Here is a 13,324-nt window from a genome sequence, read left to right on the forward strand (position 1 = left end):
AGCGCGTTTGCGCCTTGCCCTGCACCCTCATGCTGCGTCGATGTGGCGTTATTGCTCTCGACTGCAACCCAACAAAAAAACCCCGCAAGGTTTTGCCTTGCGGGGTTTTTTTACGTCTGGATTACTATGCTTTTAATAGCTGCTTGCGCAATATCTACGGGGGCTAGAGGCCTATCTTGCTTAAACCTGCGGCTTGCAGCGCCTGCGTAACTTGCTGTGCATTTTTGAAGTGAATGCCGTGCCAGCCTTGGGCTTGCGCGGCCTCGATGTTGCCCAGCAGGTCGTCGATGAACACGGTCTTGGCCGGCCCCAGCGCGTAGCGGGTTTGCAGCAGCTGGTAGATGGCGGGCTCGGGTTTGATGAGCAGCACATCGCCAGAGAAGATACCGCCGTCAAAGTCCTGGAGAAAGGCGTGCAGGCGCTCCAACGTGCGCGCGTAAGGCACGGGCATGTTGGACAGGAAATACAAGTTCAGCGGCTCGCCGCCGTTGGCCTGCTGCTGGGCGCGCAGGGCGTGCAGGCGGGTCAGCAGCGCAATGGAATCGGGCATGGGCACCAGGCGCTCACCAATGCCTTCCACCAGCGTGGTCAGCGCCGCGCGGTCCAGCCCCAAGCGGGCCGCGGTGCGGTCAATCACCTCGGGCATGGTCACTGCGCCGCGGTCAAACCCCTGCCAGTCGGCATGGCCAAACACCTCGTGCGCCAGATGGCCCGCCAGTGCGGGCGTGGGCGCGCGGTCGGGAAAACATTCGGTCACCAGATCCACCGGGCGCCAGGTGAACAGCACCGCGCCAAAGTCAAACACCACGTTCATGCGTCAGGTCTTTCGAGTTTCAGATTTTTGAGGGCGCGCCGCAGCGCGGCCGCCAGCTTGGCCGGTTGGGTCTGCGTGATGCGCACCTGCGGCGTGCCGTGCCAGTCCGCACTGCGCTGGATGGCCTGGGCCACATCGGTCAGGTGAGCGTCGGTCCACACCAGGCCGGGCTGGGCATAGAGCGCACGTACTTCAAACACGCCTTCGGCCCGATGCGCCTTGGCGTCCAGCCGGCCAATCAGTGCGCCGCGGCAGAGGATGGGCAGCACAAAGTAGCCGTACACGCGCTTCTCTTCGGGCGTGTAGCACTCCAGCCGGTAGTCAAAGTCAAACAGCACCGAGGCGCGCTCGCGGTCCCACACCACGGGGTCAAACGGCGAGAGCAGCGCGGTGTGCGTGGCCTGCAGCTTGCCGGCGCTGGCCTTTTTCAACAGTGCGGCATGGCTGGCGTGCACATAGCCGGGTGCGTCCCAACCTTCCACGGCCACGCGCTGCACGCTGCCAGCATCCACCAGCGCGTCCAGGTCCACATCCTTGAAGCGCGGCTTGGTGCGGAAGTAGTCGTTCACCCACCGCGCCTGGGTGATGCCCAGCGCGGCGATGGCTCTTTCGATCAGATGGGCGTACAGCGTGGCCTCGCTGGCGTGGGCCACGGCTTGCAGCAACTGCGGCGCCACGCGTTCGCTGAGGTCGTAGACGCGGTGGAAGTTCTCACGCCGCGCAATCATCAGCTCGCCCAGCGCAAACAGGGCTTCCAGCCAACGCTTCTCGTCCTTCCAGCCCCACCAGGGACCGCCCTTGCCCTCGGGCCGCTCAAAGTCGGACGACTTCACAGGGCCGTTGGCACGGACGTGCTCCAGCAGCTTGTCCAGGTGCGGGCGCTGCGCCGCGGCCTGTTTGCGTGCATTGGCAACACCCCAATGCTGGCGGGAATGCCGGTTGTAGGCGCGGTGAACATGCAAGTCATCCATATGCGCAAAGCAGGCCTCGTGCGCCCAGGTTTCAAACACCTTGGCCGCAGCCAGTGTTTCTTCCAGCCATTCACGCGGGTAGTCACCCAGACGCGAATGCAATACGAGGTAGGGGCTGCGCGACACCACATGGATGGTGTCGATCTGCAGCAGCGCCATGCGCTGGATGCAGGCTGCCACATCGGCGCACTTGGCAGCCCGCGTGGGCGGCTGCAGCAGGCCCTGCGCTGCGAGGTGCAGGTTGCGGGCTTGCGCAAGCGAGAGAGAAATGCTCATGGATGCATGGAGCCTAGGCCACTCAACGCCCCGCAGCATGCAGGGGCGCGGTGGCGGGCGATTTCTGCGCGTTTGGCAGTATGAGCCCGCCGCCGTGCGCCTGCGTGCTGTGCGAGTGCCAGACAACGCACAGGCAAAAGGTCAGCTCCGCAGGCGCGCTAGCAAACCGGCGGTGGAACCATCCAACCCAGTGACATCACCGGAAGCCAGGCGCGGCTCAATCTCCTTGGCCAGCACCTTGCCCAGCTCCACACCCCACTGGTCAAAGCTGTTGATGCCCCACAGGCTGCCGCTGACAAACACGCGGTGCTCCTGCAACGCAATCAGCGCGCCCAGCGCGGCCGGGGTCAGGTCGTCCAGCAACAAGAAAGTGCTGGGGCGGTTGCCCGTGAAATGCTTGTGGCCGCCGGCATCGCTCTTGCCCTGCAGCAGGGCCTGGGCTTGCGCCAGCACATTGGCCAGCAACAGCGGCTGGTGGCCCTTGAGGTCATGGCGCGCCTTTTTCACGGCGATGAACTCCATCGGCACCACATCGGTCCCCTGGTGCAGCATCTGGAAGTAGGCGTGCTGGCCGTTGGTGCCGGGCTCGCCCCACAACACGGGCGAGGTGCCAAACGGCAACGCTTCGCCCGAGGCGTCCACACGCTTGCCATTGCTTTCCATCTCCAGCTGCTGCAAATACGCCGGCACACGACGCAGGGCGCTGTGGTACGGCGCAATGCTGCGGCTGGTGAAACCGTGGAAGTTGCGGTACCAGACGTCCAGCAAGCCCAGGCGCACCGGCAGATTGCTCTCCAGCGGCGCAGTGCGGAAGTGCTCGTCCATCGCGTGGGCACCGGCCAAAAATTCGCGGAAGCCCGCTGCGCCAATGGCGATGGCCAAGGGCAGGCCAATGGCCGACCACATGGAGTAACGGCCGCCCACCCAGTCCCAGAAGCCAAAGGTGGTGGTGATCCCAAACGCATTGGCCGCGGGCACATTGGTGGTCAGCGCGGCAAAGTGGCGCGCAATGTCGGTGCCACCCTGCGACTCAAACCAGGCCTTGGCCGAGGAGGCATTGGTCATGGTCTCGATGGTGGTGAAGGTCTTGCTGGCGATCAGGAAGACCGTGCTTTCCACTTTGAGGTGGGGCAACTTGGCGGCCAACTCGTGGCCGTCCACATTGCTCACAAAGTGCAGGCGCTTGCCGGTGGTGGCAAACGCGTCCAACGCCAGCACCGCCATTTGCGGGCCCAGGTCGGAGCCGCCGATGCCTATGTTCACCACATCGGTGATGGCCGCATCAGCACGCACCTTCTCGGCGTAGGCCAGCATGGCGTCCAGCGTGGTGTGCACCTTAGCCTGCTCGCCCGCTACGAAATCCGTAGCTGCTCCCGCATATTTGACGGGGGCTCCGGGTGGATTTCGCAACAGAACGTGCCACACCTCGCGCTGCTCGGTGTTGTTGATCTTCTGGCCGGCGAACATGGCGTCGCGGTGCTCCAGCACGCCGCTTTGGCGCGCTAGGTCGAACAACAGGGCTTCGGTTGCCGCGTCGATGCGGTTCTTCGACAGGTCGGCAAACACATAGGGCGCCTCCTGGCTGAAGCGGCCAAAACGCTGGGCGTCAGCCTTGAAGGCCTCGCGCACATCCAGCGCCTTGCCGGTGGCGTCATAAGCAGCTTGCAGAGCGCCCCAGGCGGGCGTGCGGTCACAACGGGTACGTGTCATAGTCTTTAGTCAGTTGAGGACAGAACTGAAGGTCTGTCCCGCAAAGTATCAAGCCGCCAGCAACAGCTGCTCCAGCTTCACAGCGTCCACGCAGAACGCGCGGATGCCTTCGGCCAGTTTCTCGGTGGCCATGGCGTCGTTGTTCAGCGCCAGGCGGAAGCTGGCTTCGTCGTAGCTGATGGGTTCCAGCGCCAAGTCTTTAGCCGTGTCGGCGTTCAGGGCCTGGGTCAGCGGCGCGTCGGTCGCGGCCAGGATGGCCAGCAGGTCGGGGCTGATGGTCAGCAAGTCGCAACCCGCTAGGGCCGTGATCTGGCCCACGTTGCGGAAGCTGGCACCCATCACCTCGGTTTTGATGCCGAACTTCTTGTAGTAGTTGTAGATCTGCGCCACGGACTTCACGCCGGGGTCGTTGGACAGCGTGTTGTCGGCTTCCACCCAGGCAACACCGGCGTTCTTTTTGTACCAGTCGTAGATACGACCGACAAATGGGGAAATCAGCTGCACCTTGGCCTGGCCGCAGGCCACGGCCTGGCAGAACGCGAACAGCAGGGTCAGGTTGGTGCGGATGCCCTTGCGCTCCAATTGCTCGGCGGCCTTGATGCCTTCCCACGTGGAAGCGACCTTGATCAGCACGCGGTCCGAATGAATGCCTTGCGCCTGGTACAGCTCGATCAAACGCTCGCCACGCGCCACGGTGGCGTTGGTGTCAAAGCTCAGGCGGGCGTCCACTTCGGTAGACACGCGGCCGGGGATGATAGAGAGGATTTCGCAACCAAAACGCACCAGCAGGCGGTCCACGATCTCGTCCATGGGACGGTCGCGGAACTGGTTCACCGTGTCTTTCACCAAGGGGGCGTAATCGGCCTTTTGCACCGCCTTCAGGATCAGCGACGGGTTGGTGGTCGCGTCTTGGGGTTTGAAGGCGTCCAGCTGCTTGAAGTCGCCGGTGTCAGCCACCACGGTGGTGAATTGTTTGAGTGCGTCGAGTTGGTTCATGGAGGGCGCGGGCCAAAGGCCAAGGTTGAAGACTAGGGGTAAACCAGCAACGTGTTGTGGCTTGTCCCCTTGAATTATCAATGAAACAAAGTTACATTACAACGTCATCTTTCATGTAACTCTTAAACGTACCACCTGTCTTATGAGCTTTGATCTAGTCATGTTTGGCGGCACCGGCGATTTGGCCTGGCGCAAGTTGATGCCCGCGTTGTTTCAGGCGTTTCGCCATGGCTCCCTGCCGGAAGGTGGACGCATTATCGGCGTAGGCCGTGACAACCTCAGCCACGAGCAATACCGCGATTTGATCCAGTCCCGCTTCGAAAAAGTGGAGCTGGCCAAGCGCCCCAGTGCCGAAGAGTTTGCCCGCTTTGCGGCCATCCTTGAGTTCCAGCGCATGGACCTGTCCAAGCCCGACGACTACGCGGCCTTGGCCGAAACACTGAACGCACGCAACGCCGACAGCGTGGTGATCTACGTGGCCACCGCGCCCAGCCTGTTCACCAATGTGTGCGAGCAGCTGGCCGCCGCGGGTCTGAACACGCCCAAAACCCGCGTGGTGCTGGAAAAACCACTGGGTCATGACCTGGCCTCGAACCGCGCGATCAACCAAACCGTGCGCCAGTTCTTTGAAGAAAAGCAGATCTTCCGCATCGACCACTACCTGGGCAAGCCCTCGGTACAAAACCTGTTTGCCATGCGCTTCGGCAACGCCTTGTTTGAACCCCTGTGGCGCCGTGAGCATATCGCCAACATCCAGATCACCATCGCGGAAGACCTGGGCGTGGAAAGCCGTGGCGCGTTCTACGAGACCACCGGTGCCTTGCGCGACATGGTGCAAAACCATGCGCTGCAACTGCTGTGCGCAATCGCCATGGAGCCGCCTATCAACTCCCACGCAGATGCCATCCGTGATGAGAAGCTCAAGGTGCTGCGCTCGCTCAAGCCCTGGACATCAGAGACCTTGAAACAGGATGTCGTACGTGGCCAATATTCGGCGGGCACCAGCGGTGGCAACAAGGTACCGGGCTACCGCGAAGAGACCGGCGTGAATCCACAGAGCAATACCGAGACCTTTGTCGCCCTGCGTACCGAGATCGCCAACTGGCGCTGGGCCGGCGTGCCCTTCTACATCCGCACCGGCAAGCGCCTCGCGGGTCGCGATGCGCGCATCGTCATCAACTTCCGTCCGACACCGCACGCGATCTACGACTCCAACGAAGGCGCCGCCAACCGCTTGATCATCAACTTGCAACCCAAAGACGGCCTGGAGCTGCACTTGCTGGCCCAGGGCCAGGACAACCGCCAGTCGCGGACTGCGGCCTCGCAAACACTGGCGCCCGTGCAACTGGACCTGGACTTTGACAAACGATTCGGTTCTGAGCGCGTGGGTGCCTATGAGCGCCTGCTGCTGGATGTGATTGACGGCCGACTGAACCTGTTTGTGCGCAGTGATGAACAAGAAGAGGCCTGGCGCTGGGTTGAACCCATGCTGGAGCATTGGGCTGCAGACACACAGGGCCCGCGTCTCTATGCGGCAGGCACTTGGGGGCCCAGCGCTTCCAGCGCCATGATTGCGCGCGACGGCTTCTGCTGGAGCGAAGAGTCTTGAACTGATGAATTGTGAACAGCAGTGCTGTGGCTTTCCGCCACAGGCTGCTTGCCTGAGGAACTGTGACTATGTTGGACCGAATCAAAGCCTCATTGCCATCGCTAGCCCCCGCCGAACAACGGGTGGGCAAGTTGTGCCTGGCCGACCCCCGGGCGTTTGCCAAGCTGCCTGTCAGTGAACTGGCCGACCGCGCCCATGTGAGCAAACCTACCGTGGTGCGGTTTTGCCGTAGCGTGGGTTACGACGGCCTCTCGGATTTCAAACTGAAGCTGGCAGGCACTGTGAACGAAGGTGTGCCTTTCATCCACCGCAGTGTGGACACGGACGACAAGACGGGCGATGTCATGGTCAAAGTCATCGACAACACGGTGGCCGCCTTCCTCAAATATCGCAACGATGCATCCACGATGGCGATTGAAAAAGCCGTGTTGGCACTGGTAGACGCCTACGGTGCGGGCCGGCAAATCCAGTTCTTTGGTGTCGGTAATTCCGGCATCGTGGCGCAAGACGCGCAACACAAGTTCTTCCGTCTGGGTATCAACACCACCGCATACAGCGACGGCCATATGCAGGTGATGAGTGCCTCCATCCTGGGCCCTGGCGACTGTGTGGTCGTCATCAGCAATTCCGGCCGCACCCGAGACCTCATGGACGCCTGCGACATTGCCCGTAAAAACGGCGCAACCACCATCGTCATCACCGCCAGCGGCTCCCCCCTGGCCAGCGCCGGCCACATCCACCTGAGCGCCGACCACCCCGAAGGCTTCGACCGCTACAGCCCCATGGTCTCACGCCTGCTGCACCTGATGATCATCGACATCCTCGCCACCTGCGTCGCCCTGCGCATTGGCAGCAACAAGCTGCAGCCTTTGCTGCGCGAGATGAAGCATAACTTACGAAATAAACGCTACGCTTGATCCGGAAGCGCTTGTCGTAAGGTAAACGCAGAGTAACCAATAAAAAGCCCCGCTGCATTGCTGCAGCGGGGCTTTTTTCATCACATCAAGCCACTGGCTTACGCCAGCGCTAGATTAGAAGGAATGGGAAATCAACAAGTTGGTTTCGTTGTTGCGATCCTTGCCTACGGCAGATAGCCAATTGGCATAGCTGGCAATCAAGCTGGTACGCTTGCTCAAAGCGTAAGTGGCGGACAAGCCATAACCGTTACGTGTCTGATCCAACTGTCCAGCCGTGAGTGGCAGAGGTCCAGAGAAGGTTTGTGCAATAGTGCCAGCAGAGGTTTCTTGGGCAAAGTTTGCACCCAAAGTCAAGGCTCCCAACGGCACAGACACAGCGATCATAGAATCAGTCAGTGTAGAGCCACCTGTTGTTGTCAACACAGACACGCCACCGCCCAATTTGGCAACGCCAAAATCATAAGAAGCAGCGGTGCGAATCACATCTTTGTAAGAAGTGTTCACATTGTCTGTACGGCCGTCGTACACCAAGTAGTTCACGTTCGCGATCAATGCACCACCTACGTATGTAGCGGAGAGGCTGTTAAGGCGCTGGCCTGTGGTACTTGCGGCACCAGCAGCACCAACACCCAAACCAATACCGACACCAGGTGTAGTGCTGGAGCTTACAGAAGCTTGTTCCAAATGTGCAAAACCGACAAACACTGGACCAAGTTTGGTGTCAAAGCCGACACCTTCTTTCAAACCACGAGAGGGAAACACCTTGTTATCCATGCCCACACCGCCCACGCCAGAGATACCACCCGACAGATAGTCAACAGGCTTGTAAGTTTGCAATGTCAGACGACCTACGGAGGTTGTCAATTTCAAAGAAGAATCGCCGCCCGAGGCAGCGCCACGGGTGAAACCATCAAGGCTCATTTCTGCCGCAACACTCATGCCGCCGCCAAGATCTTCTTTGGCGGTAAATGTCACCAGCGATGTGTCAACGCCAAAGCCAGAGGCTTCACCAACGGCATTGCCACCGCTACCACCAGCCAAGGCCTGCGTAACAGTTTGAATACCTTGTTGCAAAGCAGTACCAGAGTTTGGCGCTGTGTAGCTGGACTTGAAACCATAGGTGTAGTTACCAGTGATAGTCACTTGCGCGAAGGAAGCGCCAGAAGCAGCCAGAACGGCTAAAGCGATGAGTGATTTTTTCATGAAATGTCTCTTCAGTTTGAGTTAGATGGTAAGCAAGCCAAGGTTACGGAAACCCAACCTGCAACTCCTACTTCTTGATTCAGAAGTAGCTTGTATTGAAACAAAAATTCACATTCGCGTCATGTAATTGAGGCGACAAAAAATAGACGACCGTGCTAAAAAGTGCATTTTGTTGTATTAGCACCAACATCACATATCTTTCCACATTGTGGTTTTAAAAACAAAAGACATTAAAAAACCCGCCGTATTGCTACGGCGGGTTTTACTTTAAGAATCTCAAACTGGCTTACGCCAGCGTCAGATTAGAAAGTGTGGGAAACCAACAGTTCTGTCAGGTTTGCACGCTGTGTACCGCCCTCATCCCAGTTGGTGTAAGCACCAACCAAAGATGTACGCTTGCTCAGGGAGTAGACAGCCTTCAAGCCGTAACCAGACTTAGTCACGTCGGTAGCAGCTGCACCAGTGCCATCACGCTTGGAGTTAGCAACGTCGAAGCCCAGTGTCAAAGCACCCAAAGGTGCAGTCACAGCCAAGATGGACTCAGTAGTAGTGCCCTTATTGCGTTGAACTTGCACAACACCAGCGCCCAACTTGAATGCGCCGAAGTCGTAAGAGCCCTTAGCGCGTGCACGGGTCTTTGCATTGTCTGGCTTGACCAAATCTGTATCTTGGTTATCCCAAGAAGTCAAAGCACCAGTCACAGCCAAAGGGCCGGCTGCATAAGAAGCGGTGAAGCTGTTGCTACGCTGATCGTTGTTGCTGGCGGAACCAACACCCAAACCAGCACCAGAAGCGTTTTCAGTGTGCGACAGACCGAAAGTCAAGCCACCGAAGGAGGGCGATGTGTAAGCAACGGAGTCGTTGATGGTGCGAGCACCAAAAACCTTGCCATCGAAGCCAGCAATGCCACCGATCACGGACGACAGGTAGTCAGCGCCCTTGTCGTTAGCCATCTTGATTTTGCCGAAGCCACCTTCCAAGGTCAGGGAGTTGTCGCCGCCGTTAGCAGCACCACGCGTGAAACCGTCCAAAGACATTTCAGCAGAAGCCTTCAGGCCACCGCCCAAATCTTCGGAAGCAGCGAACTTGACGAAGGATGTGTCCACGCCCAAGCCGGACTTTTCAACACCAGTGCTGGAGTTGGATGTGTTCCAACCGTAAGCGTATTCGCCAGTGATCGAAACTTGAGCGAAAGAAGCGCCGGAAGCAGCCAGAACGGCCAAAGCGATGAGGGTCTTTTTCATGTAGAAATACTCCAAGGTTAAACATAGAGCTCCGGACCGATTGTTCGGAACTCCGGGCCAACCTCCTATTCAGGAAGTTGGATGTATTGCACCAGACGGGGGGGCGTTTGGCAAAGGAAAAGCCTGAAATATTAGGGTTCCTACGAGTTACCGTTGTTGGGTTGCAACAAATTGTTTGACTGTCATCCAGCTCACCTTAACGTCATCCCCGGTAGACTCTCCCCATACTGGAAAGCACCCAATGGACGCACTCTTCACCGCTGCAGATACAGCCCTGCGCACCCTGTTTGCACAGCCACATGCCGCCACCCCCTGCCCCACCGTAGCTGAGCATGCAACGCAGCTGACGGACACCGAGAAACGCAAAGCAGCGGGACTGATGCGCGTGAACCACGTGGGTGAAGTCTGCGCACAGGCACTCTATACAGCGCAGGCCCTGGCAACGCCTAACAAGGCGTTGCGCGAGCACTTCACCCAAGCCTGCACAGAAGAAACCGACCATCTGGCCTGGACCGCGCAGCGGCTCAAGGAACTAGGCTCTCGCCCCTCCTTGTTGAACCCCCTGTGGTACGCGGGCGCTTTTGGCCTGGGGCTGCTGGCAGGCCGCATGGGTGACGCTATCAGCCTGGGCTTTGTGGTGGAAACCGAGAAACAGGTGGGCGCCCACCTGCAAAGTCACCTGGAGTTGCTGCCCGAAGGTGACCACGCCTCACGCGCCATCGTGGCGCAAATGCACGATGACGAGTTGCGCCACGCGCATGAAGCAGAAGAAGCCGGTGCCGCAGATTTGCCGCAACCCGTCAAAGACATGATGCGCGCCGCCGCCAAGGTAATGACCACAGTGGCGGAGCGGATCTAGGACTGTTTACGCCTCGACCAGGTCAAACCCGGTCGTAATTTCGGCGGTTTTGCCCAGCATGATGCTGGCAGAACAGTATTTTTCGTGGCTCATGGCAATGGCGCGCTCCACGGCGCTGGCGGGAATGCCTTTGCCAGTCACGGTGAACTGCATGTGGATTTTGGTGAACACTTTGGGATCCACCTCAGCGCGTTCGGCCGTGAGCTTGACGGTGCAGCCCTGCACATCGTGGCGGCCACGCTTCAAAATCAGCACCACGTCATAGGCGGTGCAGCCACCGGTGCCGGCCAGCACGGTTTCCAGCGGGCGGGGCGCCAAGTTTTGGCCGCCGTTTTCGGGCTTGGCCGCATCCGGCGCGCCATCCATCATCAAGGTGTGGCCGCTGCCCGTCTCAGCCACAAAACCCATGCCAGAGCGGGTATTCAAGCCGCCGGTCCAGCTCACTGTGCATTCCATGGTGTTCATCCTTCATTAAATTGCCCCGCGCGGGGCCAAAAATAGTTCGCTACAATGCAATTAAACAGCCCCGCGCGGAGCTGGTTAATTGCGTTTTCGCATATTCATACCGGAGTGTAGCCCCGTGAGTTCTCCCAAACCGACCCCAACCCCCCACCTCACCCCGGCGGACTACCTCAAGAAGATTCTGACCGCCCGCGTGTACGACGTGGCCAGCGAGACAGCCCTGGAACCAGCACGCGCCCTGAGCCGCCGCCTGCACAACACCGTGCTGTTTAAGCGTGAAGACCAGCAACCCGTGCGCAGCTTCAAGCTGCGCGGCGCCTACAACAAGATGGCGCAGATGCCGCCAGAGCAGATTGCGAAAGGTGTGATTTGTGCGTCTGCCGGCAACCATGCCCAGGGCGTGGCCCTGTCGGCCAGCCGCATGGGCGTGCGCGCAGTCATCGTGATGCCAACCACCACACCCCAGCTCAAGGTGGACGCGGTGCGTGGTTTTGGTGGCGAGGTGGTGCTGTTTGGCGAAAGCTACTCCGACGCGTATGGCCACGCCGTGACCTTGCAGGCCAAAGAGGGCCTAACCTTTGTACACCCGTTTGACGACCCGGACGTGATTGCCGGCCAGGGCACAGTGGCCATGGAAATCATGCGCCAAGTGCAGACCCTGGGCGCCGACAAGGCGGCCAAGTCCGGCCACAAAACCGGCAGCAAAACCGGCCCTGGCATTGACGCCGTGTTTGTGGCGATTGGCGGCGGCGGCCTGATCTCGGGAGTGGCCAACTACATCAAGGCCGTGGCGCCAGGCGTCAAGGTCATCGGCGTACAGATGAACGACTCCAACGCCATGATCCAGTCGGTGGGCGCCAAGCAACGCGTGACCTTGCCGGACGTAGGCCTGTTCTCCGACGGCACCGCTGTGAAGCTGGTGGGCGAAGAAACCTTCCGCATTGCCAGCGACCTGGTGGACGATTACGTCACCGTGGACACTGACGCGGTGTGCGCGGCCATCAAGGACATCTTTATCGACACCCGCTCTATCGTGGAGCCCGCGGGCGCCTTGGCGGTGGCGGCCATCAAGCAGTACGTGGCTACCCACAAGACCAAGGGTGAGACCTACGCCGCCATCTTGTGCGGTGCGAATATGAACTTCGACCGGCTGCGTTTTGTGGCCGAGCGGGCCGAAGTGGGTGAAGAACGTGAAGCACTGTTTGCCGTGACCATCCCTGAGGAGCGCGGCAGCTTCAAGCGCTTTTGCGAGTTGATTGGCGAGTTGCCCGGCGGCACGCGCAATGTGACCGAGTTCAACTACCGCATCAGCGATGCGGCCAAGGCCCATGTGTTTGTGGGCCTGAGCACGCAGGGCAAGGGCGAGTCGGCCAAGGTGGCCAAGAACTTCGAGAAACACGGGTTCAAAACCCTGGACCTCACGCACGACGAGCTGGCCAAAGAACACATCCGCCACATGGTGGGCGGCATCTCCAGCCTGGCGCAGGACGAACGCCTGCTGCGTTTTGTGTTCCCAGAGCGACCTGGCGCCCTGATGAAGTTTTTGAGCCTGATGCGCCCGGGCTGGAACATCAGCCTGTTCCACTACCGCAACCAGGGCGCGGACTACGGTCGCATTCTGGTGGGCCTGCAAGTCCCCAAGGCGGACGACCGGGCCTTCGCGCAGTTTCTGGAGACGCTGGGTTACCCCTATGTGGAAGAAACCGACAACCCGGTGTACCGGATGTTTTTACAAAAATGATAGCTGCTCGCGCATATTCCATGCGGGTTAGGGCCTGATTTAACCCTTAACGCGCGGCGGCAGCTCCAATAGCAGCTGGGCACCGCTGCGTTCCAGCGTGGCGCTGCGGCCCTGCACCGCGCGCAGCGTCCAGCCGTCGGCCACGGCAGCGCCCACCGCCACCGGTTTGGCCGCCTTGCCGTCCACCCCAATCAGGGCAGCGCCGCCCGCCTGCTGGCCCACCACCCCCACCAGGACGAAGCGTGCCGACTCGGCCACGGCCAGCGGCGCACCCGCAGCAGCCACACCAAGCCCAGCGCCAGAACCACCCAGCGCACGCGCCACCAGACCGGTGTCCAGCGCCGCCTCGGGCGCTTGCACCGCCACCACGGCCGGGCCGGGGGCCGGGCCAGTGAGCTTGAGCCCCCAATACGCCGCACTGGCCGCCGCAGCGGCCGACAGCAGCAGCGCCGCCAAGCGGGCTGGCCACAGCGATGTACCAAGGGTTACAGACAATGCCATGCGGCGCATTATCATGGAAGC

The 13,324-nt window shown here is 60.1% G+C and carries 12 protein-coding genes; 4 read left to right on the forward strand and 8 right to left on the reverse strand.

Annotated elements, in window-relative coordinates; all coding sequences use genetic code 11:
• Positions 1-163 precede the first annotated feature (163 nt).
• From AC097A_RS05135 to tal, 4 genes are all read right to left on the reverse strand, one after another.
• The gene (locus tag AC097A_RS05135) at positions 164-814 is read right to left on the reverse strand and encodes an HAD family hydrolase (RefSeq protein WP_479620008.1); all 651 of its coding nucleotides are present in this window, start codon (positions 812-814) and stop codon (positions 164-166) included.
• Positions 811-2,061: a winged helix-turn-helix domain-containing protein gene (locus AC097A_RS05140; protein ID WP_479620009.1), complete on the reverse strand. Its 1,251-nt coding sequence runs from the start codon at positions 2,059-2,061 to the stop codon at positions 811-813. The genes AC097A_RS05135 and AC097A_RS05140 overlap by 4 nt, the downstream gene beginning before the upstream one ends.
• Before the next feature lie 141 nt (positions 2,062-2,202).
• The gene (pgi, locus tag AC097A_RS05145; RefSeq protein ID WP_479620010.1) at positions 2,203-3,771 is read right to left on the reverse strand and encodes a glucose-6-phosphate isomerase; all 1,569 of its coding nucleotides are present in this window, start codon (positions 3,769-3,771) and stop codon (positions 2,203-2,205) included.
• Between the two features lie 48 nt (positions 3,772-3,819).
• The gene (gene tal, locus AC097A_RS05150) at positions 3,820-4,767 is read right to left on the reverse strand and encodes a transaldolase (RefSeq protein WP_479620011.1); all 948 of its coding nucleotides are present in this window, start codon (positions 4,765-4,767) and stop codon (positions 3,820-3,822) included.
• Positions 4,768-4,909: 142 nt separating this feature from the next.
• Here tal and zwf point away from each other — a divergent pair, with 142 nt between their 5' ends.
• Together zwf and AC097A_RS05160 are read left to right on the forward strand one after the other, a co-directional pair.
• Positions 4,910-6,376 carry a glucose-6-phosphate dehydrogenase gene (gene zwf, locus AC097A_RS05155; protein ID WP_479620012.1) on the forward strand — a complete coding sequence of 489 codons (1,467 nt, stop codon included), beginning with the start codon at positions 4,910-4,912 and terminating at the stop codon, positions 6,374-6,376.
• 68 nt (positions 6,377-6,444) lie between these two features.
• Positions 6,445-7,293 (forward strand): MurR/RpiR family transcriptional regulator, encoded by an 849-nt coding sequence (locus tag AC097A_RS05160; protein WP_105261266.1) that lies wholly within the window; start codon positions 6,445-6,447, stop codon positions 7,291-7,293.
• A gap of 114 nt (positions 7,294-7,407) precedes the next feature.
• Here the strand turns inward: AC097A_RS05160 and AC097A_RS05165 are convergent, their stop codons facing one another.
• Both AC097A_RS05165 and AC097A_RS05170 read right to left on the reverse strand, forming a co-directional pair.
• Positions 7,408-8,496 (reverse strand): porin, encoded by a 1,089-nt coding sequence (locus AC097A_RS05165; protein ID WP_479620013.1) that lies wholly within the window; start codon positions 8,494-8,496, stop codon positions 7,408-7,410.
• 302 nt (positions 8,497-8,798) lie between these two features.
• Positions 8,799-9,740, reverse strand: a complete 942-nt coding sequence (locus AC097A_RS05170; RefSeq protein ID WP_479620014.1) for a porin — start codon at positions 9,738-9,740, stop codon at positions 8,799-8,801.
• Between the two features lie 241 nt (positions 9,741-9,981).
• Between AC097A_RS05170 and coq7 the strand changes: the two genes are divergently transcribed.
• Entirely contained in the window at positions 9,982-10,599 is a 618-nt protein-coding gene (coq7, locus tag AC097A_RS05175; RefSeq protein WP_479620015.1) for a 2-polyprenyl-3-methyl-6-methoxy-1,4-benzoquinone monooxygenase, read from the forward strand.
• A 6-nt stretch (positions 10,600-10,605) separates the two neighbouring features.
• Here the strand turns inward: coq7 and AC097A_RS05180 are convergent, their stop codons facing one another.
• Positions 10,606-11,055, reverse strand: a complete 450-nt coding sequence (locus AC097A_RS05180; protein ID WP_105261515.1) for an OsmC family protein — start codon at positions 11,053-11,055, stop codon at positions 10,606-10,608.
• A 124-nt stretch (positions 11,056-11,179) separates the two neighbouring features.
• Between AC097A_RS05180 and ilvA the strand changes: the two genes are divergently transcribed.
• On the forward strand, positions 11,180-12,802 hold the full coding sequence (ilvA, locus tag AC097A_RS05185) for a threonine ammonia-lyase, biosynthetic (protein WP_315493730.1): 1,623 nt from the start codon (positions 11,180-11,182) through the stop codon (positions 12,800-12,802).
• A 39-nt stretch (positions 12,803-12,841) separates the two neighbouring features.
• Here ilvA and AC097A_RS05190 read toward each other — a convergent pair whose 3' ends face one another.
• A complete protein-coding gene (locus AC097A_RS05190; protein ID WP_479620016.1) occupies positions 12,842-13,303 on the reverse strand; it encodes a type II secretion system protein N in 462 nt (153 codons plus the stop codon).
• Positions 13,304-13,324 lie beyond the last annotated feature (21 nt).

The sequence above is a fragment of the Rhodoferax sp. XS2R6 genome (genome assembly GCF_056521365.1).

Bases quoted from the DNA above. Each gene is read 5' to 3' on its own strand.
- AC097A_RS05180 (WP_105261515.1), bottom strand. From the start codon at position 11,055: ATGGAATGCACAGTGAGCTGGACCGGCGGCTTGAATACCCGCTCTGGC.
- AC097A_RS05170 (WP_479620014.1), bottom strand. From the start codon at position 9,740: ATGAAAAAGACCCTCATCGCTTTGGCCGTTCTGGCTGCTTCCGGCGCT.
- AC097A_RS05165 (WP_479620013.1), bottom strand. From the start codon at position 8,496: ATGAAAAAATCACTCATCGCTTTAGCCGTTCTGGCTGCTTCTGGCGCT.
- AC097A_RS05135 (WP_479620008.1), bottom strand. From the start codon at position 814: ATGAACGTGGTGTTTGACTTTGGCGCGGTGCTGTTCACCTGGCGCCCG.
- tal (WP_479620011.1), bottom strand. From the start codon at position 4,767: ATGAACCAACTCGACGCACTCAAACAATTCACCACCGTGGTGGCTGAC.
- coq7 (WP_479620015.1), top strand. From the start codon at position 9,982: ATGGACGCACTCTTCACCGCTGCAGATACAGCCCTGCGCACCCTGTTT.
- AC097A_RS05160 (WP_105261266.1), top strand. From the start codon at position 6,445: ATGTTGGACCGAATCAAAGCCTCATTGCCATCGCTAGCCCCCGCCGAA.
- zwf (WP_479620012.1), top strand. From the start codon at position 4,910: ATGAGCTTTGATCTAGTCATGTTTGGCGGCACCGGCGATTTGGCCTGG.
- pgi (WP_479620010.1), bottom strand. From the start codon at position 3,771: ATGACACGTACCCGTTGTGACCGCACGCCCGCCTGGGGCGCTCTGCAA.
- AC097A_RS05140 (WP_479620009.1), bottom strand. From the start codon at position 2,061: ATGAGCATTTCTCTCTCGCTTGCGCAAGCCCGCAACCTGCACCTCGCA.
- AC097A_RS05190 (WP_479620016.1), bottom strand. From the start codon at position 13,303: ATGGCATTGTCTGTAACCCTTGGTACATCGCTGTGGCCAGCCCGCTTG.